Origin of the sequence: Paraburkholderia sp. IW21, assembly GCF_041321145.1 — a bacterium.
In the GTDB taxonomy this organism is placed as follows: domain Bacteria; phylum Pseudomonadota; class Gammaproteobacteria; order Burkholderiales; family Burkholderiaceae; genus Paraburkholderia.
Window position 1 is genome coordinate 257,449 of record NZ_JBGGWA010000010.1, and the last position, 22,558, is coordinate 280,006.

Consider the following 22,558-nt stretch of genomic DNA (forward strand, 5'->3'; position numbering starts at 1 on the left):
TCGAGACATGCCGCCCGGTTCGCGCCGGGCGGCATGTTGTCATTTGGCCGGCCGCGTTTGCGGTGGCTGCATTTGCTGCGGCGTCTGAACCGGCGCCGTGATGCCGGTCACGCCGATGCCCGGCCCGAGCATGAAGTCGTCGCCGGCCTGGCCTGGCAGCGCCTCGCGAGCCACCTCCAGCCATGCGCGCGCAGCGTGCGACAGATAGCCGTTGCGGCGCCAGCCGATCGCCATTTCCCACGGAATCTCCGGTTCCACCACCGGGCGGCAGGTGAACTGCGCTGCGTCGAGCCGCCGGCAATATGGCGCCGGCAACAGCGCGATGCCGACACCGGCCAGCACCAGCGCCGCCATGAAATCCCAATGCCCGCTGCGCCCGACAATGGTCGGCGCAAAGCCGGCGATGCGGCACGCATTCAATACGACATCATTGAGCGCCAGGCTCTCGCCATAGAACACGAACGGCTCGTTGGCGAGTTCGGCGAGCGGCACCTCGTGGAGATCGTCCCAGCGCGAGCCGATGCGTGCGACCAGCCACAGCAATTGACGCGTCATCGGCAGTACGTCGATGTTTTCCGGGTCGACCGGTTGCAGCACGCCGCCCAGTTCGAGCTCGCCGTTGATCAGCGCGGCTTCGATCGCGCGCGAACCTTGCTCGAACAGCTTCAGCTCGATTTTCGGGTAGCGCTGGCGGAAGGCCGCAATGGCAGGCGTGAAGAGTGAACCGCCCATCGGCGGAATGCCGATGGTCAACTCGCCGCGGCCGAGCGTGTCGAGATCGTTCAGCTCGGCCTGCAACTGCGCGTGCGCTGCCAGCACATCCTGACCGCGCTGGTAGACGATCCGGCCGGCGTCGGTCAGCACCATCTGGCGCCCGTCGCGCAGCAGCAGTGGCGAGCCGATTTCGTCTTCCAGCGACTTGACCATCTTGCTGATGGTCGGCTGAGTGACGAACATCTGCTCGGCGGCGACGGTGAAGCTCTGTTGACGAACCACTTCGACGAAATACCGCAGCGCACGTAGTTCCACGATCTCAGGCTCCAGAATTCCAAATTGGAATGGTTTTGATGATTGTAAGTCATTATATTTATGATGCGGCGCAGCCCATGCTGACTTTCAACAGAAGTCCACTTAGGGATTGCCATGGCGGCGGCACCTCTCCCGATTCGCCAACGCTAGCCGCGCAAGCGGTCTCATGCGCGTCGCGCGGATCGCCGTGCAGAGTGCCGCGCTTGCCGGTCTCTGGTTCGTCGCCGATTTCGCCGTGCGCGTGCTGCATTTGCCGGTACTGGCGGCGTGGTCGGTCTGGTCGCGCTACTCGCGCTCCTGTTCTGCGGCGGAATCGCGCCGCGCAGGTCTGCGATCTGCATTTCAGGATGGACGCGCCGGGAAGCGGGATAACATTGCTGGTTCCCTATCGTTCGGCCCGCAGCGCCCGTTTCAATTCATGACGCCCATCTCAATCATCGTTCCCTGCTACAACGGCGCGGCGACACTCGCGCGTGCGCTCCAAAGTTGCCTGATTCAGCCCGAAGCCGCGCAGATCATCGTGGTGGATGACGGCTCGACCGACGCATCCGCCGACCTCGTTGCGTATTGCGGAAGCCTCGACCAGCGCGTGGGCTTGCTGCGGATGCCCTACAACGGCGGCGCGGCGCGGGCGCGCAACTGGGGTGCGATGCATGCATCGCACGAACTGCTGGCCTTCCTCGACGCCGACGACGAATACCTGCCCGGCGCCTTGGCCGCCGCGAGCAGGTTCCTCACACAGAACCCAAACGAAGTGTCCGTGCGGCTCGACGTCGAGTACACGGATTTTCCGGCCGACATCACCGGCCATTCCGATTTCGACAAGCATGCAGCGACGCTCAGCAATACGGTGCCGAGCAGCTTGATCATCCGCCGCGCGGTGTATGCCGCACTCGGCGGTTTCCCGATGGATGACGCGTTTCGCCGCATCGGCGGCGAAGACGGCGCGTTTTCGTGGGCCCTGCGTGAAATTTTCGGCAACCGGCGCCTCGACGATGCGAAGCGCGTGCGCATGCATTACCACTCGGGCATTCACGCCGAACGCTATTTCCGCATCGCGCTCGGCATGCGGAAGCCCGATCCTGCCGATCTGGTCGACGCGTTCCATTTCTCAAGGCAGTATCTCGAGGCCGCGCGCGCGGGTATCGCGCAACTGCGCATGGCAAGCGTCGCGGCCGAACCTGCCGCATCGACCCTGCCGAATCACACGGCATAGAACCACACGCTCAAGCGGCTCCACAACGGGGCTAAGGCGCACCGCGCATGTGCACGAGCTCTCGCTCCAAATGCCTTAAGGCACGCCGCGCCCATATTCACTACCACCCGCGGCAACCGCACTCAAAGCGCCGAGTCCGTCAACCGGCTCCACGCCCCGAAGCCGTCTCGATTTGCTACAATCGCCGTTCGTCTTCGAGGAGCGTTGCGACGGGTACCGCGAATCAGTCTATTCGCCGGCCGCCCGCCAGGCTCGAAGGCTTCAATCGGAGGGCTCGGATGCGCTTAGCGCTTTCCCGTCCACCGCATCGAACCGCGCTCACGTCAAATTTCTAGTCAATTTCTTAGAAAGGAGGGCGTGATGAACGCCGCAGTTCTCGATTCAAAAAACAAGCAAGACTTTCTCGTCGCCGATATGTCGCTTGCCGCCTGGGGCCGCAAGGAACTGAATATCGCTGAAACCGAAATGCCCGGCCTGATGCAGACGCGCGAGGAATACAAGAGCGCGCAGCCGCTGAAGGGCGCGCGCGTCGCGGGTTCGCTGCACATGACGATTCAAACCGGCGTGCTGATCGAAACTTTGACGGCACTTGGCGCGGACGTGCGCTGGGCATCGTGCAACATTTTCTCGACGCAGGATCATGCCGCCGCCGCGATTGCGCAAGGCGGCGTGCCGGTGTTCGCATTCAAGGGCGAATCGCTCGACGAATACTGGGAATTCTCGCACCGCATTTTCGAATGGCCGAACGGCGAATTCGCCAACATGATCCTCGACGACGGCGGCGACGCCACGTTGCTGCTGATCCTCGGCTCGAAGGCCGAGAAAGACCGCTCGGTCATCTCGAAGCCGGAAAACGAAGAAGAAGTCGCGCTGTACAAGTCGATCGCCAGGCACCTTGACGCTGACCCGGTGTGGTACTCCACGCGTCTCGCGCACATCAAGGGCGTGACCGAAGAAACCACGACCGGCGTGCATCGTCTGTACCAGATGGAAAAGGAAGGGCGCCTGCCGTTCCCGGCCATCAACGTGAACGATTCGGTCACGAAGTCGAAATTCGACAATCTGTATGGTTGCCGCGAGTCGCTGGTCGATGGCATCAAGCGCGCGACCGACGTGATGATCGCCGGCAAGATCGCGGTCGTGGCCGGTTACGGCGACGTGGGCAAGGGTTGTGCACAATCGCTGCGCGGTCTGGGCGCCACGGTGTGGGTCACGGAAATCGATCCGATCTGCGCACTGCAGGCAGCGATGGAAGGCTACCGCGTCGTGACGATGGAATATGCCGCCGACAAGGCCGACATTTTCGTGACGGCAACGGGCAATTTCCACGTGATCGGCCACGATCATATGGCTGCCATGCGCAACAACGCGATCGTTTGCAATATCGGTCACTTCGATTCGGAAATCGACGTTGCATCGACGCGCCAGTACACGTGGGAAAACATCAAGCCGCAAGTCGATCACATCATTTTCCCGGACGGCAAGCGCGTCATCCTGCTGGCTGAAGGGCGTCTGGTGAATCTGGGTTGCGCGACGGGCCACCCGTCGTTCGTGATGTCGGCATCGTTCACCAACCAGACGATCGCGCAGATCGAACTGTTCGTTCACGGCGACAAGTACGAAAACAAGGTCTACGTGCTGCCGAAGCACCTTGATGAAAAGGTCGCCCGTTTGCATCTGGGTCGTATCGGCGCGGAACTGACGGTGCTGTCGGACTATCAGGCAAGCTATATCAGCGTCGACAAGAACGGTCCGTTCAAGCCGAACCACTACCGCTACTAAGTAATATTAAGCACGCGGGCGGTTTAAACGCATGACAGTGTGACGACAAAGCGGCGCGTAATGCGCCGTTTTGTTCGCCATGCCCGCCTCTTTCCGTTCAAACGGACATCCTGCCTGAAAGGAGCTCTACATGACCGTGCTGCTGACCTGGCTGATCAATGCGCTTGCGCTCCTGATCATCACCTACCTCGTCCCGTCGATTCATATCCGCAGTTTCGGCACCGCATTGATCGTCGCGGTGGTGCTCGGATTGATCAATACGATCTTGCGACCGGTGCTGATCCTGTTGACGCTGCCCGTCACGATCGTCACGCTCGGACTCTTCATTCTGGTGGTCAATGCGCTGTGCTTCTGGCTGTGCGCGTCGCTCCTTAAGGGTTTCGAAGTGTCGGGTTTCTGGTCGGCGTTCTTCGGCTCGATTCTGTACAGCATTGTTTCGTGGCTGCTGTCCGCGCTAATTTTCGGCAACCGCAGTCTCGGTTGACCCACTGAATCATGAACCCGATCGAACTTTCATTCGAATTCTTCCCGCCGAAAACGCAGGAAGGCGTCGACAAACTGCGCGCCACCCGCGCGCAGCTCGCTTCGCTCAAGCCCAAGTTCGTGTCCGTCACGTTCGGCGCCGGCGGCTCGACGCAACAGGGCACGCTCGATACCGTCGTCGATATGGCGAAGGAAGGGCTCGAAGCGGCACCGCACGTGTCGTGCATCGGCTCTTCGAAAGAGAGCCTGCGCGGGATCCTCAATGAGTACCGCGCGCATGGCATCCGTCATATCGTCGCGCTGCGCGGCGATCTGCCGTCCGGCATGGGCGAAGTCGGCGAGCTGCGCTACGCGTCCGAGCTGGTGAGCTTTATCCGCGCCGAGTTCGGCGACTGGTTCTGGATCGAGGTGGCCGGCTATCCGGAGTACCACCCGCAGTCGCGCTCGCCGCGTCACGATCTGGAAAACTTCGCTCACAAAGTGAGGGCCGGCGCCAATTCCGCGATCACGCAGTATTTCTTCAACGCGGACGCGTATTTCCGTTTCGTCGACGATGCGAGGAAGCTCGGCGTCGATGTGCCGATCGTGCCGGGCATCATGCCGATCACGAACTTCTCGCAATTGATGCGCTTCTCGGAGATGTGCGGCGCGGAAGTGCCGCGCTGGGTCGCGCGGCGCCTGGAAAGCTTCGGTGACGACCGCGAGTCGATTCGCGCGTTCGGGCTGGATGTGGTGACCGACCTGTGCGGGCGTCTCATTGACGCCAAAGTGCCGGGCCTGCACTTCTACACGCTGAATGGCGCCGCGGCGACCAAGGCGATCTGCGAACGGCTGGGCGTTTAAGGCGTTCAGACTTTCGCATGGAAACCGCGCGGTTCAGCGAGCCGTGCGGTTTTTTTACGCCAAGGCGAAACGCTGCTGCGCCGCAACATGCATGCCCGTCCGACCCGGCTTCGCAGCGCGTAAGCCCTGATTGAACCCGATTTTTGTGCTGTCTATGATCCAAGCGCAGCTGACGTGGCTGCTGTGCGGAGAACGTGATGACGGTATCAAAGTTGCTGGTTGCTGTTCGCCATGCCTGCCTTCCTGCTTTAAGCGCCTGCGCGGTCCTCGGGGCGACCTTTTCGCCCGCCACTGCGGTTCAGGCGGCTTCGCTGCCCGACAAAACCCTCGTGTTCTGCTCCGAAGGTAGTCCGGCGGGCTTCGACAGCGCGCAGTACACGACCAGCGTCGAATTCACCGCTGCCTCGTACACGGTCTATAACCGGCTTGTGGAGTTCGCCCAGGGCAGCACCGATATCGAGCCGGGCCTCGCCGAGAAGTGGGATGTGTCGCCAGACGGTTTGCAGTACACCTTCCATCTGCGGCACGGCGTGAAGTTCCAGACCACCTCGTTCTTCAAGCCGACCCGCGAACTCAACGCCGACGACGTCGTTTTCACCTATCAGCGGATGCTCGATCCGGATCAGCCGTTCCGCAAGGCATACTCGGTGCCATTCCCCTATTTCACCGATCTGGGTCTGGCGAAGAACATTGCGAAGGTCGAGAAACTGGATCCGTATACGGTGCGCTTCACGCTGAAGGAAGTCGACGCGCCGTTCCTGCAGCAGATTGCGATGCCGTTCGCCTCGATCTTGTCGGCTGAATACACGGATCAATTATTGAAAGCCGGCAAGGCGTCGGATATCAATCAATATCCGGTCGGCACCGGTCCGTTCATTTTCCGCAGCTATACGAAAGACGACACGATTCGCTTCGACGGCAATCCGGATTACTGGAAGCCGGGTGTGGTTAAAGTAAGCAAACTGATATTTTCGATTACCGTCGATCCGGCGGTGCGCCTGCAAAAACTGAAGCGCGGCGAATGCCAGATAATGGCTTATCCGCGTCCGGCCGATATTCCGCAAGTCAAAGCCGATGCGTCGCTCGCGATGCCGAATCAGGTCGGCTTCAATCTCGGCTTTATCGCATACAACACGACCAAAAAGCCGCTCGACAATGTGCTGGTGCGCCGGGCGCTGGATATGTCGATCAATAAGAAGGCGATTATCGAATCGGTGTATCAAGGTGCCGGCCAGGCCGCGACAAACCCAATGCCACCGACGCAATGGGGCTATGACAAAAATCTGAAGGACGCGCCATACGACGTCGACAAAGCTAAAGCATTGCTCAAGCAGGCCGGTTATCCGGACGGCTTCGAGCTGACGTTGTGGGCAATGCCCGTGCAGCGTCCTTACAATCCGAATGCCCGCCTGATGGCGGAAATGCTGCAATCGGACTGGGCGAAGATCGGCGTCAAGGTGAAGATCACGACCTACGAATGGGGCGAATATATTCGCCGCGGCCATGCAGGCGAACACGAAGCAATGTTGATTGGCTGGACCGGGGATTATGGCGATCCGGATAACTGGTTAGGCGTCTTGCTCGGCTGCGATGCGGTAAACGGCAGCAACTTTTCCAAATGGTGCTACAAGCCATACGACGACCTGATCAAAAAAGGCCGTGGCACGACGGATGTTGCCGAGCGCACCAAGGCGTATACGGAAGCCCAGGAAATCTTCAAACAGCAAGTCCCGTTTACCCCGATCGCTCACTCCACCGTTTATCAACCGATCAGCAAAGACGTTACCGGCTTCAAGATCGACCCGTTCGGTCCGACCCAATTCATGAATGTCGGCCTGAAATAGCCACTGGCAACTATTGGCGGGCTGTTTTTCGAGCCCGCCCTCCAAAGCCGCACGCGCCGGTCAGCACCCGCGTGCGGCTGCCCCTTATGCCTCAATAGTTTCCGATCGTCAACAGTGGGAATTTCCTCCGCTTGTTGCTGCGCGCCAAGCTCAAGTAATATCGCGCTACGCTGGCTTAAGCCGGCCCTGAACCAGGAGGAAACATGAAGCAAAACAACCTGTTGCGCGCCGCGCGTGTTACCACGCTCGTCGCAGCTGCAGCGGCATCGATGCTGGGCGCCACAAGCGCGCATGCCGAGATTCCGAACAAAACACTCGTTTACTGCTCAGAAGGCAGTCCCGCGGGTTTCGATCCGGCTCAGTACACCACTGGCGTCGACTTCACGGCCAACACGTTCACCGTTTATAACCGCCTCGTCGAGTTCGAACGCGGCGGCACGAAAGTCGAGCCGGGCCTGGCGGAAAAGTGGGAAGTCTCGCCGGATGGCAAGACCTATACGTTCCATCTGCGCCACGGCGTGAAGTTCCAGACCACGGCGTACTTCAAGCCGACGCGCGAATTCAACGCGGACGACGTCGTGTTCACGTTCCAGCGCATGCTGGACACGAACCAGCCGTTCCGTAAGGCGTATCCGGTCCAATTCCCGTACTTCACGGACATGGGCCTCGACAAGCTGATCACCAGCGTCGAGAAGGTCGACCCGTACACGGTCAAGTTCACGCTGAAGGAAGTCAACGCGCCGTTCATCCAGAATCTGGCGATGGAATACGCGTCGATCCTGTCGAGTGAATACGCGGACAAGTTGATGAAGGCCGGCAAGGCTGCCGACATCAACCAGTACCCGGTCGGCACGGGCCCGTTCATCTTCCGCAGCTATACGAAGGACGCCACGATCCGTTTCGACGGCAATCCGGATTACTGGAAGCCGAACGCGGTGAAGATCTCGAAGCTGATTTTCTCGATCACGCCGGACGCCGGTGTGCGCGTGCAGAAGATCAAGCGCGACGAATGCCAGGTGATGAGCTATCCGCGTCCGGCCGACATCGCACCGCTGAAGGCCGAAGCGAACATCGCGATGCCGTCGCAGCCGGGCTTCAACCTCGGCTACCTCGCGTACAACGTCACGCACAAGCCGGTCGATAAGGTCGAAGTGCGTGAGGCGCTCGACATGGCGATCAACAAGAAGGCGATTGTCGAGTCGGTGTACCAGGGCGCAGGCCAGGCCGCGACGAACCCGATGCCGCCGACCCAATGGTCGTATGACAAAAACCTGAAGAGCGCGCCCTACGATACGGAGAAAGCCAAGGCTCTGCTGGCCAAGGCCGGTTATCCGAACGGCTTCGACATCACGCTGTGGGCGATGCCGGTGCAACGCGCGTACAACCCGAACGCCCGTCTGATGGCGGAAATGATCCAGGCCGACTGGGCCAAGATCGGCGTGAAGGCGAAGATCGTCACGTATGAATGGGGCGAGTACATCAAGCGCGCGCACGCAGGTGAGGACGACACGATGCTGATCGGCTGGACCGGCGACAACGGCGATCCGGACAACTGGCTCGGCACGCTGCTCGGCTGCGACGCGGTGAACGGCAACAACTTCTCGAAGTGGTGCTACAAGCCGTTCAACGACCTGATCCAGAAGGGTCGCGAGACGTCCGATCAAGGCGCGCGCACGACGGATTACATGCAGGCGCAGCAGATCTTCGCGCAGCAACTGCCGTTCTCGCCGATCGCCCACTCGACCGTGTATCAGCCTGTCAGCAAGAAGGTGGTCGACATGCGTATCGAGCCGCTCGGTTATGCGCGCTTCGACGGCGTCAGCGTCAAGTAAAAGTACTACAGTCAAGCTTACGCAGTAGCTTTTCGCACGGTTAGAAAACTGGTCGAAATGGTCCGGCGACCGGGGTCACAAGCCCTTGTCGCCGGTTGCGTTTTTTCTTCATCAAGATCATAGGGACGAACCATGTTCCGCTTCGTTTTGCGCCGCATCGGCATGGTGATACCGACTTTCATCGGCATCACGATCCTCGCGTTTGCGCTGATTCACCTGATCCCGGGCGACCCCATCGAAGTGATGATGGGCGAGCGCGGCGTCGATCCGGCGATGCATGCCGCCGCATTGCACCGCCTCGGGCTCGACGAGCCATTGCCGATGCAGTACGTCCACTATGTCGGGCGCGCCATGCACGGCAACCTCGGCACCTCGATCATCACCAATACCAGCGTGATGGGCGAATTCCTCGCGCGCTTTCCCGCCACCATCGAACTGTCGCTCTGCGCGATGATGTTTGCGCTGATCGTCGGCTTGCCGGCGGGTGTTTTCGCGGCGCTCAGGCGCGGCACGGTGGTCGATCACGGCGTGATGGGCACGGCCCTGACCGGCTACTCGATGCCGATCTTCTGGTGGGGCTTGATCCTCATCATGGTGTTTTCCGTGAAGCTCGGCTGGACCCCGGTGTCGGGCCGCATCGCGGTCGAGTACGACATTCCGCACGTGACCGGCTTCATGCTGATCGACGCGATGATGTCCACCGACGAAGGCGCGTTCAAGTCCGCACTGAGCCATCTGATTCTGCCGGCCATTGTGCTCGGCACGATTCCGCTGGCAGTGGTCGCGCGGATGACGCGCTCGTCGATGCTCGAAGTGCTGCGCGAGGATTACATTCGAACTGCGCGCGCGAAAGGCTTGTCGCCCGGGCGCGTGATCGTCGTGCATGCGTTGCGTAACGCGCTGATTCCGGTCGTGACCGTAATCGGTTTGCAGGTTGGCACGCTGCTGGCCGGCGCTGTGCTGACCGAGACGCTGTTTTCGTGGCCGGGTATCGGCAAATGGCTGATCGACGCGATCGGGCGGCGCGACTATCCCGTGGTGCAGGGCGGCATCCTGATGATCGCCACGCTGGTGATCGTCGTGAACCTCGTCGTCGATCTGTTGTACGGCGTGCTGAATCCGCGCATTCGCCATACGAGGTGAAAATATGAACCCCTACGCTCACTTGCGTTCGGTGCTCCCCGAGGGGGCGCATGCCTCCCTTGAGGCGGCTCGGCGGGAGGCATAAACGATCATGGCAGACATTCAAAATACCGTCCCCACAGCAGTGACGCCGCCAAGCGGCCGCGCCATCGCCGCCCGCGAATTCTGGGCGAACTTCTCGCGTAACCGCGGCGCGGTCGGCGCCGGCATCATCGTGCTGGTGTTGGTCTTCATTGCGATCTTCGCGCCGTTGATCGCGCCGCACAGCCCGATCGAGCAGTACCGCGATTCGGTGAAGATTCCACCCGCATGGCTTGACGGCGGCAACTGGAAATTCCTTCTCGGCACCGACGAAGCGGGCCGCGACATCCTCTCGCGTCTGATGTATGGCGCGCGGCTGTCGTTCTGGATCGGCTTCGTCTCGGTGGTGCTCGCGCTGATTCCGGGCATCGTGCTCGGTCTGATCGCGGCGTTCTTCGAGAAGTGGGCCGATACGCCGATCATGCGCATCATGGACGTGCTGCTCGCGTTGCCGTCGCTGCTGCTGGCAGTCGCGGTGGTCGCGATCATCGGTCCGGGTCTCGTCAACACGATGCTGGCGATTGCGATCGTCGCGTTGCCAGGCTATGTGCGTTTGACGCGTGCGTCGGCACAAGGCGAGTTGCAGAAGGAGTATGTGACGGCTTCGCGCGTTGCAGGTGCCAGCACCATGCGGCTGATGTTTTCGCAAGTGCTGCCGAACTGCACCGCACCGCTGATCGTGCAGGCAACCTTGGGCTTTTCGTCGGCGATTCTCGATGCCGCAGCGCTCGGCTTTCTCGGTCTCGGCGTGCAACCGCCGTCGGCGGAGTGGGGCGCGATGCTGGCCTCGGCGCGCGACTATATCGATAGCGCCTGGTGGATCGTCACGATGCCGGGTCTCTCCATCCTGGTCTCGGTGCTCGCGATCAATCTGCTCGGCGACGGGCTGCGCGACGCACTCGATCCCAAACTGAAACGGATGGCCTGACATGGAACAATCCCCACGTTCATTCCAATCGCTGCCTCCCGAGGCGGCGGGCCAGCCCGCTTCGGGCGGCCGTGCGCGTACTGACGGCAACTTATTGACCATCCGCAATCTCGCGGTGGACTTCAATGGACTGCCCGCTGTCGACCGGATTAACCTCGACGTCGCGCCGGGCGAAGTGGTCGGCGTTGTCGGCGAGTCCGGCTCGGGCAAGAGCGTGACGATGATGGCGCTGATGGGCCTGATCGACGCGCCTGGCAAGGTCACTGCGGATGAAATCACCTTCAACGGTAAGGACCTGCTGAAGGCACCGGCAAGAGAACGGCGCAAGATCATCGGCAAAGAGATCGCGATGGTGTTCCAGGACGCGCTCACCAGTCTGAATCCGAGCTACACGGTCGGCTATCAGATCAAGGAAGTGCTGAAGCTGCATGAAGGCTTGCGCGGTAGCGCCCTGGACAAACGCGCTTTGGAGCTGCTCGATCAGGTCGGCATTCCGGACGCGAAGAGCCGAATCACGTCGTTCCCGCATCAGATGTCGGGCGGTATGAACCAGCGCGTGATGATCGCGATGGCGATTGCCTGCAACCCGAAGCTGTTGATCGCAGACGAACCGACCACCGCGCTCGACGTCACGATCCAGGCGCAGATCATGGAACTGCTGATCAAGCTGCAGAAGGAACGCGGCATGGCGCTGGTGCTGATCTCGCACGATCTGGCGGTGGTGTCCGAAGTCGCGCAGCGCGTCGCGGTCATGTACGCTGGCGAAGTGATCGAAACGAACCGCGTGCCGGATATCTTCGCCGCGCCCCATCATCCGTACACGGAAGCGCTGCTGGCGGCGATTCCCGAGCACAACGTCGGCGCGGTGCGGCTGGCTGCGTTGCCGGGTATGGTGCCGGGGCGTGACGACCGGCCCAAAGGGTGTCTCTTCGCACCGCGCTGCAAGTACGTGGTCGACGACTGCACCAAGGCGCGGCCCGCGCTGGCGCCGATGCAAGGTCACGCTGAAGTAGCGCGCGTGCGCTGCATCAAACCCCTGAACCTGAGCGGCGACGCCAACGTTCACACACATGGAGGCGCACGATGAACGCAGTACTCGAACCGCGGCGCCAGTCGGCCCATGCGGGCGATCATGTGCTGGTTGCCGACAAGCTCGCGCGTTACTACACGGTCAAGCGCGGCATGTTCAGCCACGGCACGGTGAAGGCGCTCAACGGTGTCTCGTTCGCGCTGGAGCGTGGCAAGACGCTGGCGGTGGTCGGCGAATCCGGCTGCGGTAAATCCACCCTCGCGCGTCAGTTGACAATGATCGAAGCGCCCACTGCGGGCCGCTTGCTGATTGACGGCGAAGACGTGGCCGGCGCCGATCACGCGAGGATCGCGGCGTTGCGGCGGCGCGTGCAAATGGTGTTCCAGAATCCGTTTGCCTCGCTGAATCCGCGCAAGACGGTCGAGCAGACGCTCGGCGAGCCGCTCGCGATCAACACGCAACTAAACGTCTCCGAACGTACCGCACGGATCGCGCAGATGATGCGCACCGTCGGCCTGCGCCCGGAGCATGCAAAACGCTATCCGCATATGTTCTCGGGCGGTCAGCGGCAGCGTGTGGCCATTGCGCGCGCGATGATCCTCGATCCGCAGATCGTGGTCGCCGATGAACCGGTGTCCGCGCTCGACGTGTCGATCCAGGCGCAGATTCTCAATCTGTTCATGGATCTGCAGGAACAGTTCAAGACCAGCTACGTGTTCATCTCGCACAACCTCTCGGTGGTGGAGCATATCGCCGACGATGTGATGGTGATGTACTTCGGCGGCGTGGCGGAGCTCGGCGACAAGAAGCGGATTTTCTCGAATCCGCGGCATCCGTATACGCGTGCGCTGATGTCGGCAACGCCCTCTATCTTCGAAGCGGATCGCAGCATCAAGATCAAGCTGCAAGGCGAGATGCCGTCGCCGCTGAATCCGCCTTCGGGCTGCACTTTCCATCAGCGCTGCCCGTACGCGATCGACCGGTGCCGTAGCGAAGAACCGAAGCTGCGCGAAGTGGATGGCCGTCAGGTTTCGTGTCACCGCGCTGAGGAGGTGGGGGACGTGGATGCCTGATGGGGTGGCGGCGCGTCGTCTTACGCGCCGCTCGCGTGAGGGTGGCCGCCACGCTGCTTTCGCGCGGCGCTGGGGAGCGCGAGCACTGACCGGTGCCGCGCTCCTCGGCGTTTGTTCTGCTTTTCATCCGACCGCGGGACTGATCGGCGTCGCGCATGCGGCGGGAGCGGCCGCCAATACGCCTTCTCAGGCGGGGCGCCCGGCATTGCCAGTGCCCAATCTGCCGGCGTCGCCACGCGCCACCTTGCCGGGTTTCACTCCGCCGCCCGCCACGCCGGGCACCACCGCGAGCGGGCCGGTGCGCCTGCAGCCGGCACGCATGCCGTTCTATGTTGCAACGCGTGGCACCACCACGATTTACGTGCTCGGCACGTTGCACGTCGGCGATCCCGCCGACTATCCGCCCAGGCAGCCGTTCCGCGCGCCGATCCTCGGCGCACTGGCCGCCTCGCCGACGCTGGCGCTAGAACTCTCACCCGACGAACTGCTGGTCTCGCAAGACGACGTGTCGAAGTACGGCATATGCCGCCGCGACTGTCTGCCGGGCCTCCTGCCCGATCCACTGTGGCGCCGGCTTGCGTTTCGTTTGCGTGGCAATCCCGCAGCGTTGGATGAAATCAAGACGATGCGGCCGTGGCTCGCTTCGTTAGTGGTCGAGACCTATGCTTCGTTGAGCGCCGGGCTGCAGACCGAGTACGGCACGGAAGCACAACTGCAGAACGTGTATATCAGGACACGCGGCAAGATTGTCGGTCTGGAGACCCTGTCGCAGCAAATGCACGCGTTCACCGGTCTCACGCTGGCGCAGCAGCGCGAAATGCTCGCGCAGGACCTGGTGCAGACGCCTGCGGAAAACGTCGACGATGTGAAGACGTTGCATCGGCTCTGGCGAGTGGGCGACGCCGATGCGATTGCGGCCTGGCAGGCCGCGAAATCCGAAAAGCTGGCACGCGACAAGCGCATCTCCGATTCGATCGACAACAAGATCGTGTACGAGCGCAATCGGCGCTTCGTTTCGCGAATGCTGCTGATCGCCGCGCCGAACAAGCCGGTGTTCGTGGCGATTGGCTCATTGCATCTGGGTGGCCGCAAGGGCGTGCTGCAGCTTTTGCGGCAGCACGGGTTTGTGGTGGAGGCGGGGTGAGGTGTGTTCGGCTCTTATGCGAGACGCGTGCATGGGTTGCCAGTCCTGGCCAGGATAGGCCATCCGGCCAGAATAGGAACCGGTATTTGGGCGGCTAGTCCGATGCTGACGTGCGCCGCAAAATGCTCGCGGCGCACGCGGCCATAGCATGCCCGTGCATGCTATGATGTATGTACAAACGTCAATACAGGTGGCGTGTGCGCTTTGAGTGGGACGAAACCAAGAATCAAATCAACATCCGTAAGCATGGCATCGATTTCAGAGACGCCATCGACGTGTTCAATCATCCGGTATTGACGGCGATAGACGAACGGGAAGACTACGGCGAGGACCGCTGGATCGCGCTAGGCTGGATGGCGGCCATCGTCGGCGTGGTGGTGTACGTCGAACGCAATGTGGATGTGATCCGCGTCGTTTCGGCCCGCAAAGCGACGAAACATGAGGTCAGACGCTACAAGCACAGCGTCTGGAATTGACGTGAAACATCGGCGATTGGCAGAAAACGAGCACGGGTGAAATTATGAGCAAACCATCAGGAACCGACTGGAAGCGTCTTGCAAAGGCGGGCGACGCGCAAATCGACACAAGCGACTTGCCCGAATTGGGCGACGATTTTTTTGACCGCGCCGAACTGCATGTTCCGCCGAAACAGGCGGTGACGATGCGCCTGGATGCCGATGTGCTGAGCTGGTTCAAGGAGCAGGGGCAGGGATATCAGACGCGCATCAACAAATTGTTGCGTGCTTATATGCTGGCGCATCAGCGTCGACGTCCTTAAAGCGCGGCGGCGCGGTACTCCGTGTATGGCTCAATGGGTTGAGAAGACGCTGCGCGGAAACACGGTGCCTCGGCGCAGCGTAGCCTTTATAGACTGCCCCCGCGGAGTTCTTCCGACACGCGCGTTGCCACCGGCGCCCAATCTCCCAAGGTCGTCTGCCGGAACAGTTTCATCGTCGGATACCACGGCGAATCGCTGCGTTCTTCTAGCCAGCGCCAGTCTGAGTTGGCGGGCAGCAGCACCCACACCGGCTTGCCCAGCGCAGCCGCCAGATGCGCGACGCCCGTGTCCACGGCAATTACCAGATCGAGATTCATGATGAGCGCGGCGGTATCGTCGAAGCTATTCAGATCGGCGGTGAAATCGTGGACGCGGAAGGCTTCAGGCGCATCGGCCAACTGCGCGTGCGCGGCGCCCTTTTGCAGCGGGTACCACGCCACGTTCTCCAGCTCGCTTAGCGCACTCAGATCGGCCAGCGCCATCGACCGGTAGCGGTCGTTGCCGAACGTCGGGCTGCCGGACCACACCAGACCTGCTTTGCGTTTCGATTTGCCGGCTGCGTCCACTCGCTTGCGCCATGCTTTGATCTTCGCCTTCTCGGCAAACATATACGGCACATCCGCGGGAATGGTCGACAGTTCGGTGCCGACGCAAGACGGCACGCTCATCATGGGCACCCAGAAATCGTACTGGCCGTCAGGTTTGCCGCTGAACGCGCGATGCACGCCAGGGATGCGCTCAACCAGCGGCAGCAGCGGCTCGCGCACGCGGATATCGACCGTGGCGCCGAGTTGCTCGAGCAAGCGCGCATAGCGCAGAAACTGGAAGTGGTCGCCAAAACCCTGTTCGCCGACCAGCAACAGACGGCGCCCGTCGAGCGGCTCGCCATGCCACTCGGCAACGCCCGGCACGGCGAGCGCCTCGTAGTCGCTCTTGCGCCAGCGCTTCGCGAACTCCGCCCAACCCTGCTTGTAATCGCCGCGCTTGAGCAACAGCCATGCGAGATTCTGATGCGCATCCGCATAATTCGGATCGAGCGCCAGCGCGTGGCGGTAAAAGACTTCCTCTTCATCCAGACGGCCTTGCGCGCCGAGCGATCCGCCGAGGCAAACCAGATTCGTGGGATTCGGCTTCAGTGCGACCGCGCGTCGATAGTGCGATTCGGCGCCGGCGTAGTCACCGAGTTTGCCGATCAGGCTGCCCAGGTTGATGCGCGCCTCGGCATAGTCGCCACGCAGTGCCAGTGCCCGTTCGAAACTGGCGATGGCTGCGGCATGATCGCCTTGCGCGTGGTGCGCATTACCGGCGTTGAAGTGCGTTTCAGCCGATTGCGGATCGAGCGACAGCGCGTCTTGATAGCTCGCCAGCGCTTCGTCGTAGCGGCCAAGCTTGCCCAGTGCCGTGCCGAGGTTCAGATGCGCGTCGACCAGCGACGGATTCGCCCTCAGTGCGAGCCGATACTGCTCGATCGCTATGTCAAGCGAGCCTTGCGCTTGTAACGCGACGCCGAAGTTATTGCGTGCGTCGGCGAAATCCGGCTGCAACTGCAACGCCTGGTCATAGCAAAGCATCGCTTCGTCGAGATGGCCGAGCGCGGCGGCCACGAGGCCGCGGTTGCTCCAGCATGCGGCGTCGGTGCGATCCAGTTTGAGTGCTTCGCTCATCAACTCAGCGGCGAAGCCATGATCGCCGCGCTGATGTTGCAGCACGCCGAAGTAGTGCAGCGCTTTTGCATATGCTGGATCGAGCGCGAGGGCTTCGCGATAGAAGGGTTCGGCGGCATCGAGGCGACCGGCCTGGTGCGCTTCGAGCGCGGCGTCGATCAGCGAGGTGAGGTAAGCGGAGGGCGGCGCATCGGCGCGCGCAGTGTCGGGGTGGGATTGATGTTCCATGAAGGACCTGCTGGAGAGCACCGGCGCGCGTTGCGCGCGCCGTTGCATGTGGATGGGAGACCATCCGCCAGCTTATGTTCCGGCCCCTTTCATGACGATCGGACGCCTCCTAATTCGGCGGCGTCCGTTTGCCGCGGTCTTATCCCCGTCACCGCCGCGCGGTCTGGCTGAAAGTCCTACAGAAACATCAGGAAATTCAACAGGAGGATGTTCACAACCAGCAAGGTCAACGCGGTCGGCACCTGCACCTTGATCACCGCGTTCTTATCCGGCAGTTCCAGCAGCGCGGCCGGCACCATGTTGAAGTTCGCGGCCATCGGCGTCATCAGCGTGCCGCAGTAGCCCGAGAACATGCCGATCGCAACCATCACGGCCGGATTGCCGTGAAACACGCCGACCAGGATCGGTACGCCGACGCCACCCGTCATCACCGGGAATGCGGCGAAGCCGTTGCCCATCACGATCGTGAAGAGCGCCATGCCGATGCAGTACACAGCCACCGCGACAAACCGGTAGTCGAGGCTGATGTAGGCCGTGGTCACGTGAGCGACCGCCTTGCCGACGCCGGCGTCCGAAAACACGAGACCGAGCATCCCGAGCATCTGCGGCAGCACCGCGGCCCACGACAGGGCGTCGACCAGGCGGCGGGCTTCCTTCATCGACTGGCCGACGGTGTCGCGCGTCAGCACGCAGGCAATCGCGAGCGCGATCACGCAACCTATGCCGAAGCCGATCAGCGTGACGTTGGCCTTCTCGATCAACGGCATGCCGCCGAAGATCAGGTGGCTGGCCGCCAGCGTAATGATCACGGTGACGACCGGAATCGTCAGCGCAGGTACGAACAGCTTGTTGCCCAGTCGCGCGGCGCTAGCCATGCGCGCTTCGAGCGACAGCAGTTTCGGCTTGGCCGCGGTCACGCCGCCAAAGCCCGCGATCAGCGCCATCACGATCACCAGCACGCCGACCACGGAGGGTGGGATCTTGTCGCCGATCAGGAAGATCAGCGCGTAGAGGATCCAGAAACCGCCTGCGGTGAAACGGCGCGGGTGTTCCTTGTCCGTGACGATCATGCCGCCGATGACGAGCAGCATCACGCCCAGCAGCCAGAACAGATAGGTAATCGTGAGCGTCATGCTTTGTCTCCTGCGGCGGACTGCGTCGGCGAAACCGGCGCAGCAGCAGCGGCATTCGATGCCGCATTTCCGCGCAGTTCGCGTTCGAGCCTGCGGTCAAGCAGATGCAGGCGGAAGCCGTGAATGATGAACGCGGAGATCGCGGTCGGAATGCCCCAGACGGCCACGTGCATCGGCTCGACGACGATGCCGGCTTCTTTCAGGAAGGTCGTCATCAGCACAATGGCGCCGAACGCGACGAAAATGTCTTCGCCGAAAAACAGGCCGACGTTGTCGGTTGCCGCGGAGAACGCGCGGAGCTTGAAACGCACCGCGTCGCTGATCTTGCCGAAGCGTGTTTCGGTGGCGCCTTCGGCCATCGGCGCGATCAGCGGACGCACCATCTGCGGGTGGCCGCCGAGACCGGTCAGGCCGACAGCGGCGGTCAGCTCGCGAATCAGCAGATAGACGATCAGCAGGCGCCCGGCGGTCGCGGCTTTGATGCCCCCGATCCATGCTTGCGCACGCTCGCGCAGGCCATGCCGTTCCAGCAGACCGATCACGGCCAGCGGCAGCAGAATGATCAGCGGGATGTTGCGGGTCTTGATGAAGCCGGTGCCGATTTCAGCGAGGATCTTTTCAGGCGGAAAGTGCGCGGCGAGGCCTGTGATGATCGCGGCAACCGCTACGATCAACATCGGATTGAACCGCAATAAAAAGCCGACGATGATGACGGCCACGCCGATGAGCGGCCATAGACTGACTGTTGTTTGCATCTGGATCTCCAAACAGGGTTTCAACCTTGCCGCTTGTGGCGGCTAACGTGAGCCGGCGCTAGGGGATCCATGCGCCGTCTTGCTGCCACGGCTCTTGACGGCCGCGTTGGTTCGACTACATCTGCATCTGCATCTGCATCTGCATCTGCATCTGCATCTGCATCTGCATCTGCATTTGCTGCTGATTTGCTGTGTTACCGCGGCTACCGCAATGCGTCCTGCACCTGGCAAACGCCCCGCATGGAGCGGGGCGTCTCGGGGCTGGCAAGGGGTGAACAGCGGGGTCGGGCTCGCGTTGGCCGACGCGTGGATCAGACGCTCGCGGCGCCGGCCGCGTGAACTTCAATGCCGGCGTCCTGCAGCGCGCTGCGAATACGCCGCGCGAAGGCCAGCGCATGCGGTCCGTCGCCGTGCAGGCAGATGGTTTGTGCGTTAAGCGGCACCCAGTGTCCGTCGACGGCTTTCACGCGGCGCTCGCGCACCATCGCAAGCGTGCGCTCCAGCACGACGTCTTCGTCGTCGAGCAGCGCGCCCGGCTCCTTGCGCGGTACCAGCGAGCCGTCGGCGCGATAGCCGCGGTCGGCGAATACTTCTTCGATGGCGGTCAGGCCGGCTTCGCGTGCGGCTGTCACGAGTCCGCTGTTGGCAAGCGCGAACACGGCGACCGACGGGTCGAAATCATGGACCGCCGAGACGATCGCGTCGGCGATCTTCGCGTCGCGCGCGGCCTGGTTGTACAGCGCGCCGTGAGGCTTGACGTGCGCGATGCGCCCGCCTTCGGCCAGGGCAATCGCCGACAGTGCGCCGAGCTGATACAGCACGCCCGCGTAAATGTCGTTGGCCGGCAGGTCCATTTCCTTGCGGCCGAAATTCTCCGGATCGTTGAAGCTCGGGTGCGCGCCGATCGACACGCCTTTTTGCACGGCCCAGCGTACGCAGTCGCGCATCGCATTGGCGCCGCCCGCGTGCCAGCCGCACGCGATGTTCGCCGAGCTGACGAGGTCGAGCAGCGCCTCGTCGGAGCCGCAGCCTTCGCCGAGGTCGGCATTCAAATCGATTTCCATGGTGTTCCTCTACTTAGTGTTACAGCGCTGCGACTGCCGGCTGGCGCGCGCAGCGCTCTTCGTGCATGGCGATCGCGGCGTCGATCTGCCGCAAATACGTGCGTTCTTCCAGTAAAGCCTGGCGTGCCTCATAGGGCGTCGTCGGGATGAAGCGGACGGCGGCGTTCAGCCGAACCTGCGCGAGCTTCCAGAGATCCGCCTGGATCACCGCGCCGATCTTCGGATAGCCGCCGGTGGTTTGCGCGTCGCTCATCAGCACAATCGGCTGGCCGTTCGGCGGGACCTGAATCGTGCCTGGCAACACCGCGTGCGATAGCAGATCGCCTTTCTGGGTGCGCTTCAGCTCAGTGCCGGCGAGGCGGTAGCCCATGCGGTTGCTGTTCGGCGTGACCAGCCATTCGTCGGCCCAGAACGATTCGTGCGCCTGCTCAGTGAAGCTGTCGTATTCGGGACCTCGCAGGACGCGGATCGGCACGGCCCACGGCACGCCGGACGGATGCCGGCCGCGCCGCGACGGCTCATGGACCAGCACGAACTTGCACCAGGCGGGCGCCTTCACGCCGAATTCCGGCGCCTCGGGCGTGAAGCCGACGTGGCCGCGTTGCAGCGGCGCGCCGACCGGCAGACGGTCGCCGTCGCGCAGCGCCCGGCCGCCGAGTCCGCCGAAATGCCCGGCGAGATCGGTGCTGCGCGAGCCGAGCATCGGCAAAACGTCGATGCCGCCCGCGATGCAGACATAGCCGCGCATGCCGCGCTTGGCCGCGTTCAATACCAGTTCCTGGCCGGCTTGCACCGGCAGGCTCCACCATGAATAGACCGGCTTGCCGTCGAGCGTCGCGCCGAATTCGGTGCCGGTGATGGCCACGCGCGTGGCGCGCAGAAAGCGCAGCACGGTCGGGCCGAAGGTGATTTCCAGACCGGCCGCGTCGGGCCGGTTGCCGACCAGCCGGTTGCCGACTTCCAGCGACAGACGATCCAGCGCGCCACCCATCGCGACGCCGAGATGCCGGTAGCCGTGACGGCCGAGATCCTGAATCGTGGTCAACAGACCCGCGCGAATTACATCGATCATGCGTGTATCCCCGCGACGGTAAAGCGCACCCGGTCGCCCGGCTGCAGCAGTGTGGGCGGGCGCCGCGTCGGATCGAACAGCGGTAATTCGGTGCGGCCGATCAACTGCCAGCCGCCAGGCGCGGTAGCCGGATAAATGCCAGTCTGCTCTCCGCCGATACCGACCGAACCGGCCGGCACTTCCAGCCGCGGCGACGCACGGCGCGGCGTGTGCAGCGCTGCATCGAGCCCGCCCATGTAGGCGAAGCCCGGCTGGAAGCCGAGGAAAAACACCACGTATTCGCCCTCCGCGTGACGTTGCACAACCTCGCGCACGCTCAAGCCCGTGTGATTGGCGACCGTTTGCAGATCAGGGCCGAACTCCCCACCGTACTGAACCGGGACGACGACTTCACGGCCCAGCGCGGGCGCATCGCTCACCGCGTTCCATGCCGCTTGCAAATGGCTCACGAGGGCTTCGCGGTCGGCTTCGAGCGGATCGAATACGAGTGTCAGATTGTTCATGCCCGGCACGACCTCCAGCACATGCGGCCAGTCGCGCGCGGCCTCGGCGGCGGCCCACACGCGCCGCTGGCACTCGAGCGTGGCAGGCGGCGGCGCTTCGCAGACGAGCGCGGCGTCGCCCAGCGGAAAGATTCTTGGTTGGCTCATCACTTACTGGCCCAGGTCGAGTCGGAGATGTCGAGCATAGCGGACCTCATGGATAGTTATCGACATCGGGTGCGCGATTCTGAAGCGTACATTATCAATAAAGTATCAACAATTTCTCAATAAGCGTTTTCGCCAGGCTCCCGGAAATGAGTCGCGCGTCGTACACTCCCGACACCTTCCCATCCCGCTTCTCGAGAATCTTCACCATGTCGCGCCACCCCACCAAGATTGTCTCCTCGGAACATCTCGTGTCTGACACAAGTGCTGAGCTGTCCGAGCTGGAGTACGCGCTCATCATGGCGGGCAATGCGTTCAACCGATGGATGGTGCGCTGCATGTCGGCAGCCGGCGAGAAGGACATGACGGCTATCGAAGTCTCGCTGCTGCACCACGTCAGCCATCGCGAACGGCGCAAGAAGCTGGCGGACATCTGCTTCGTGCTGAACATCGAAGACACCCACGTCGCCACCTACGCGTTAAAGAAGCTCGTAGCTAGAGGGTATGTAAAAAGCGAAAAGACCGGCAAGGAAGTATTCTTCTCCGCGACCGAGGCGGGCCGGGAGCTTTGCCTTAAGTATCGCGAGGTGCGCGAGAGCTGCCTGATTTCGACGCTGAAGGAAAGCGGCTTGACCAACGAGCAGATCGGCGAGGCGGCGCAGTTGATGCGCAACGCCTCCGGACTCTACGACACGGCCGCGCGCGCGGCGGCGTCTTTATAGCCGGTCTTCGCGGCTGCGTTCGGCCGCAGCCGCGGACGCGGCGCACGTGGTTCGGCCGAACGCTTGA

At 62.3% G+C, this 22,558-nt stretch carries 21 protein-coding genes, 1 pseudogene and 1 riboswitch; of the genes and pseudogenes, 15 read left to right on the plus strand and 7 right to left on the minus strand.

The window, feature by feature from the left end; genetic code table 11:
- Positions 1–39: 39 nt before the first annotated feature.
- Positions 40–1,029, minus strand: coding sequence for a LysR substrate-binding domain-containing protein (locus ACAX43_RS23625; RefSeq protein ID WP_370710827.1), 990 nt, complete (start codon positions 1,027–1,029; stop codon positions 40–42).
- Between the two features lie 166 nt (positions 1,030–1,195).
- Here ACAX43_RS23625 and ACAX43_RS23630 point away from each other — a divergent pair.
- From ACAX43_RS23630 to ACAX43_RS23695, 14 genes and pseudogenes are all read left to right on the plus strand, one after another.
- A pseudogene (locus ACAX43_RS23630) lies at positions 1,196–1,353 on the plus strand (CidA/LrgA family protein); the annotation flags it as partial.
- Positions 1,354–1,447: 94 nt separating this feature from the next.
- Entirely contained in the window at positions 1,448–2,245 is a 798-nt protein-coding gene (locus ACAX43_RS23635) for a glycosyltransferase family 2 protein (RefSeq protein WP_370710828.1), read from the plus strand.
- A 190-nt stretch (positions 2,246–2,435) separates the two neighbouring features.
- Positions 2,436–2,572: riboswitch (S-adenosyl-L-homocysteine riboswitch) on the plus strand.
- Between the two features lie 33 nt (positions 2,573–2,605).
- Positions 2,606–4,027 (plus strand): adenosylhomocysteinase, encoded by a 1,422-nt coding sequence (ahcY, locus tag ACAX43_RS23640; RefSeq protein WP_370710829.1) that lies wholly within the window; start codon positions 2,606–2,608, stop codon positions 4,025–4,027.
- Positions 4,028–4,157: 130 nt separating this feature from the next.
- Positions 4,158–4,511 carry a phage holin family protein gene (locus ACAX43_RS23645; RefSeq protein WP_054040830.1) on the plus strand — a complete coding sequence of 118 codons (354 nt, stop codon included), beginning with the start codon at positions 4,158–4,160 and terminating at the stop codon, positions 4,509–4,511.
- A gap of 11 nt (positions 4,512–4,522) precedes the next feature.
- Positions 4,523–5,353 (plus strand): methylenetetrahydrofolate reductase [NAD(P)H], encoded by an 831-nt coding sequence (gene metF / locus ACAX43_RS23650; RefSeq protein ID WP_370710830.1) that lies wholly within the window; start codon positions 4,523–4,525, stop codon positions 5,351–5,353.
- Positions 5,354–5,550: 197 nt separating this feature from the next.
- Positions 5,551–7,197, plus strand: a complete 1,647-nt coding sequence (locus ACAX43_RS23655) for an ABC transporter substrate-binding protein (RefSeq protein ID WP_370710831.1) — start codon at positions 5,551–5,553, stop codon at positions 7,195–7,197.
- 203 nt (positions 7,198–7,400) lie between these two features.
- Positions 7,401–9,029: an ABC transporter substrate-binding protein gene (locus ACAX43_RS23660; RefSeq protein ID WP_370710832.1), complete on the plus strand. Its 1,629-nt coding sequence runs from the start codon at positions 7,401–7,403 to the stop codon at positions 9,027–9,029.
- A gap of 132 nt (positions 9,030–9,161) precedes the next feature.
- Positions 9,162–10,172: an ABC transporter permease subunit gene (locus ACAX43_RS23665; RefSeq protein WP_370710833.1), complete on the plus strand. Its 1,011-nt coding sequence runs from the start codon at positions 9,162–9,164 to the stop codon at positions 10,170–10,172.
- 91 nt (positions 10,173–10,263) lie between these two features.
- Positions 10,264–11,181, plus strand: a complete 918-nt coding sequence (locus ACAX43_RS23670) for an ABC transporter permease subunit (protein ID WP_370710834.1) — start codon at positions 10,264–10,266, stop codon at positions 11,179–11,181.
- Positions 11,182–11,275: 94 nt separating this feature from the next.
- On the plus strand, positions 11,276–12,268 hold the full coding sequence (locus ACAX43_RS23675) for an ABC transporter ATP-binding protein (RefSeq protein WP_370710898.1): 993 nt from the start codon (positions 11,276–11,278) through the stop codon (positions 12,266–12,268).
- Positions 12,265–13,284, plus strand: coding sequence for a peptide ABC transporter ATP-binding protein (locus tag ACAX43_RS23680; RefSeq protein WP_370710835.1), 1,020 nt, complete (start codon positions 12,265–12,267; stop codon positions 13,282–13,284). The genes ACAX43_RS23675 and ACAX43_RS23680 overlap by 4 nt, the downstream gene beginning before the upstream one ends.
- The gene (locus ACAX43_RS23685) at positions 13,277–14,428 is read left to right on the plus strand and encodes a TraB/GumN family protein (RefSeq protein WP_370710836.1); all 1,152 of its coding nucleotides are present in this window, start codon (positions 13,277–13,279) and stop codon (positions 14,426–14,428) included. The genes ACAX43_RS23680 and ACAX43_RS23685 overlap by 8 nt, the downstream gene beginning before the upstream one ends.
- 170 nt (positions 14,429–14,598) lie before the next feature.
- The gene (locus ACAX43_RS23690) at positions 14,599–14,904 is read left to right on the plus strand and encodes a BrnT family toxin (RefSeq protein WP_370710837.1); all 306 of its coding nucleotides are present in this window, start codon (positions 14,599–14,601) and stop codon (positions 14,902–14,904) included.
- Positions 14,905–14,948: 44 nt separating this feature from the next.
- Positions 14,949–15,206, plus strand: coding sequence for a BrnA antitoxin family protein (locus ACAX43_RS23695; protein WP_370710838.1), 258 nt, complete (start codon positions 14,949–14,951; stop codon positions 15,204–15,206).
- Positions 15,207–15,292: 86 nt separating this feature from the next.
- Here ACAX43_RS23695 and ACAX43_RS23700 read toward each other — a convergent pair whose 3' ends face one another.
- From ACAX43_RS23700 to pxpB, 6 genes are all read right to left on the minus strand, one after another.
- On the minus strand, positions 15,293–17,098 hold the full coding sequence (locus ACAX43_RS23700) for a tetratricopeptide repeat protein (protein ID WP_370710839.1): 1,806 nt from the start codon (positions 17,096–17,098) through the stop codon (positions 15,293–15,295).
- Positions 17,099–17,274: 176 nt separating this feature from the next.
- Entirely contained in the window at positions 17,275–18,231 is a 957-nt protein-coding gene (locus ACAX43_RS23705; RefSeq protein WP_370710840.1) for a DUF979 domain-containing protein, read from the minus strand.
- On the minus strand, positions 18,228–18,986 hold the full coding sequence (locus tag ACAX43_RS23710; protein ID WP_370710841.1) for a DUF969 domain-containing protein: 759 nt from the start codon (positions 18,984–18,986) through the stop codon (positions 18,228–18,230). Before ACAX43_RS23710 ends, ACAX43_RS23705 begins: the two co-directional genes overlap by 4 nt.
- A gap of 311 nt (positions 18,987–19,297) precedes the next feature.
- Positions 19,298–20,050, minus strand: a complete 753-nt coding sequence (pxpA, locus tag ACAX43_RS23715; protein WP_370710842.1) for a 5-oxoprolinase subunit PxpA — start codon at positions 20,048–20,050, stop codon at positions 19,298–19,300.
- A 19-nt stretch (positions 20,051–20,069) separates the two neighbouring features.
- Positions 20,070–21,122 carry a biotin-dependent carboxyltransferase family protein gene (locus ACAX43_RS23720; RefSeq protein WP_370710843.1) on the minus strand — a complete coding sequence of 351 codons (1,053 nt, stop codon included), beginning with the start codon at positions 21,120–21,122 and terminating at the stop codon, positions 20,070–20,072.
- Positions 21,119–21,772, minus strand: coding sequence for a 5-oxoprolinase subunit PxpB (pxpB, locus tag ACAX43_RS23725; protein WP_370710844.1), 654 nt, complete (start codon positions 21,770–21,772; stop codon positions 21,119–21,121). The genes ACAX43_RS23720 and pxpB overlap by 4 nt, the downstream gene beginning before the upstream one ends.
- Positions 21,773–21,978: 206 nt before the next feature.
- Here pxpB and ACAX43_RS23730 point away from each other — a divergent pair, with 206 nt between their 5' ends.
- Positions 21,979–22,491: a winged helix DNA-binding protein gene (locus ACAX43_RS23730; protein WP_370710899.1), complete on the plus strand. Its 513-nt coding sequence runs from the start codon at positions 21,979–21,981 to the stop codon at positions 22,489–22,491.
- Positions 22,492–22,558 lie beyond the last annotated feature (67 nt).

Excerpts from the sequence above, each read along its gene's own strand:
- ACAX43_RS23635 (WP_370710828.1), top strand. The coding sequence starts at position 1,448 with ATGACGCCCATCTCAATCATCGTTCCCTGCTACAACGGCGCGGCGACA.
- ahcY (WP_370710829.1), top strand. The coding sequence starts at position 2,606 with ATGAACGCCGCAGTTCTCGATTCAAAAAACAAGCAAGACTTTCTCGTC.
- ACAX43_RS23645 (WP_054040830.1), top strand. The coding sequence starts at position 4,158 with ATGACCGTGCTGCTGACCTGGCTGATCAATGCGCTTGCGCTCCTGATC.
- metF (WP_370710830.1), top strand. The coding sequence starts at position 4,523 with ATGAACCCGATCGAACTTTCATTCGAATTCTTCCCGCCGAAAACGCAG.
- ACAX43_RS23655 (WP_370710831.1), top strand. The coding sequence starts at position 5,551 with ATGACGGTATCAAAGTTGCTGGTTGCTGTTCGCCATGCCTGCCTTCCT.
- ACAX43_RS23660 (WP_370710832.1), top strand. The coding sequence starts at position 7,401 with ATGAAGCAAAACAACCTGTTGCGCGCCGCGCGTGTTACCACGCTCGTC.
- ACAX43_RS23665 (WP_370710833.1), top strand. The coding sequence starts at position 9,162 with ATGTTCCGCTTCGTTTTGCGCCGCATCGGCATGGTGATACCGACTTTC.
- ACAX43_RS23670 (WP_370710834.1), top strand. The coding sequence starts at position 10,264 with ATGGCAGACATTCAAAATACCGTCCCCACAGCAGTGACGCCGCCAAGC.
- ACAX43_RS23680 (WP_370710835.1), top strand. The coding sequence starts at position 12,265 with ATGAACGCAGTACTCGAACCGCGGCGCCAGTCGGCCCATGCGGGCGAT.
- ACAX43_RS23685 (WP_370710836.1), top strand. The coding sequence starts at position 13,277 with ATGCCTGATGGGGTGGCGGCGCGTCGTCTTACGCGCCGCTCGCGTGAG.
- ACAX43_RS23690 (WP_370710837.1), top strand. The coding sequence starts at position 14,599 with ATGTACAAACGTCAATACAGGTGGCGTGTGCGCTTTGAGTGGGACGAA.
- ACAX43_RS23695 (WP_370710838.1), top strand. The coding sequence starts at position 14,949 with ATGAGCAAACCATCAGGAACCGACTGGAAGCGTCTTGCAAAGGCGGGC.
- ACAX43_RS23700 (WP_370710839.1), bottom strand. The coding sequence starts at position 17,098 with ATGGAACATCAATCCCACCCCGACACTGCGCGCGCCGATGCGCCGCCC.
- ACAX43_RS23705 (WP_370710840.1), bottom strand. The coding sequence starts at position 18,231 with ATGACGCTCACGATTACCTATCTGTTCTGGCTGCTGGGCGTGATGCTG.
- ACAX43_RS23710 (WP_370710841.1), bottom strand. The coding sequence starts at position 18,986 with ATGCAAACAACAGTCAGTCTATGGCCGCTCATCGGCGTGGCCGTCATC.
- pxpA (WP_370710842.1), bottom strand. The coding sequence starts at position 20,050 with ATGGAAATCGATTTGAATGCCGACCTCGGCGAAGGCTGCGGCTCCGAC.
- ACAX43_RS23720 (WP_370710843.1), bottom strand. The coding sequence starts at position 21,122 with ATGATCGATGTAATTCGCGCGGGTCTGTTGACCACGATTCAGGATCTC.
- pxpB (WP_370710844.1), bottom strand. The coding sequence starts at position 21,772 with ATGAGCCAACCAAGAATCTTTCCGCTGGGCGACGCCGCGCTCGTCTGC.
- ACAX43_RS23730 (WP_370710899.1), top strand. The coding sequence starts at position 21,979 with ATGTCGCGCCACCCCACCAAGATTGTCTCCTCGGAACATCTCGTGTCT.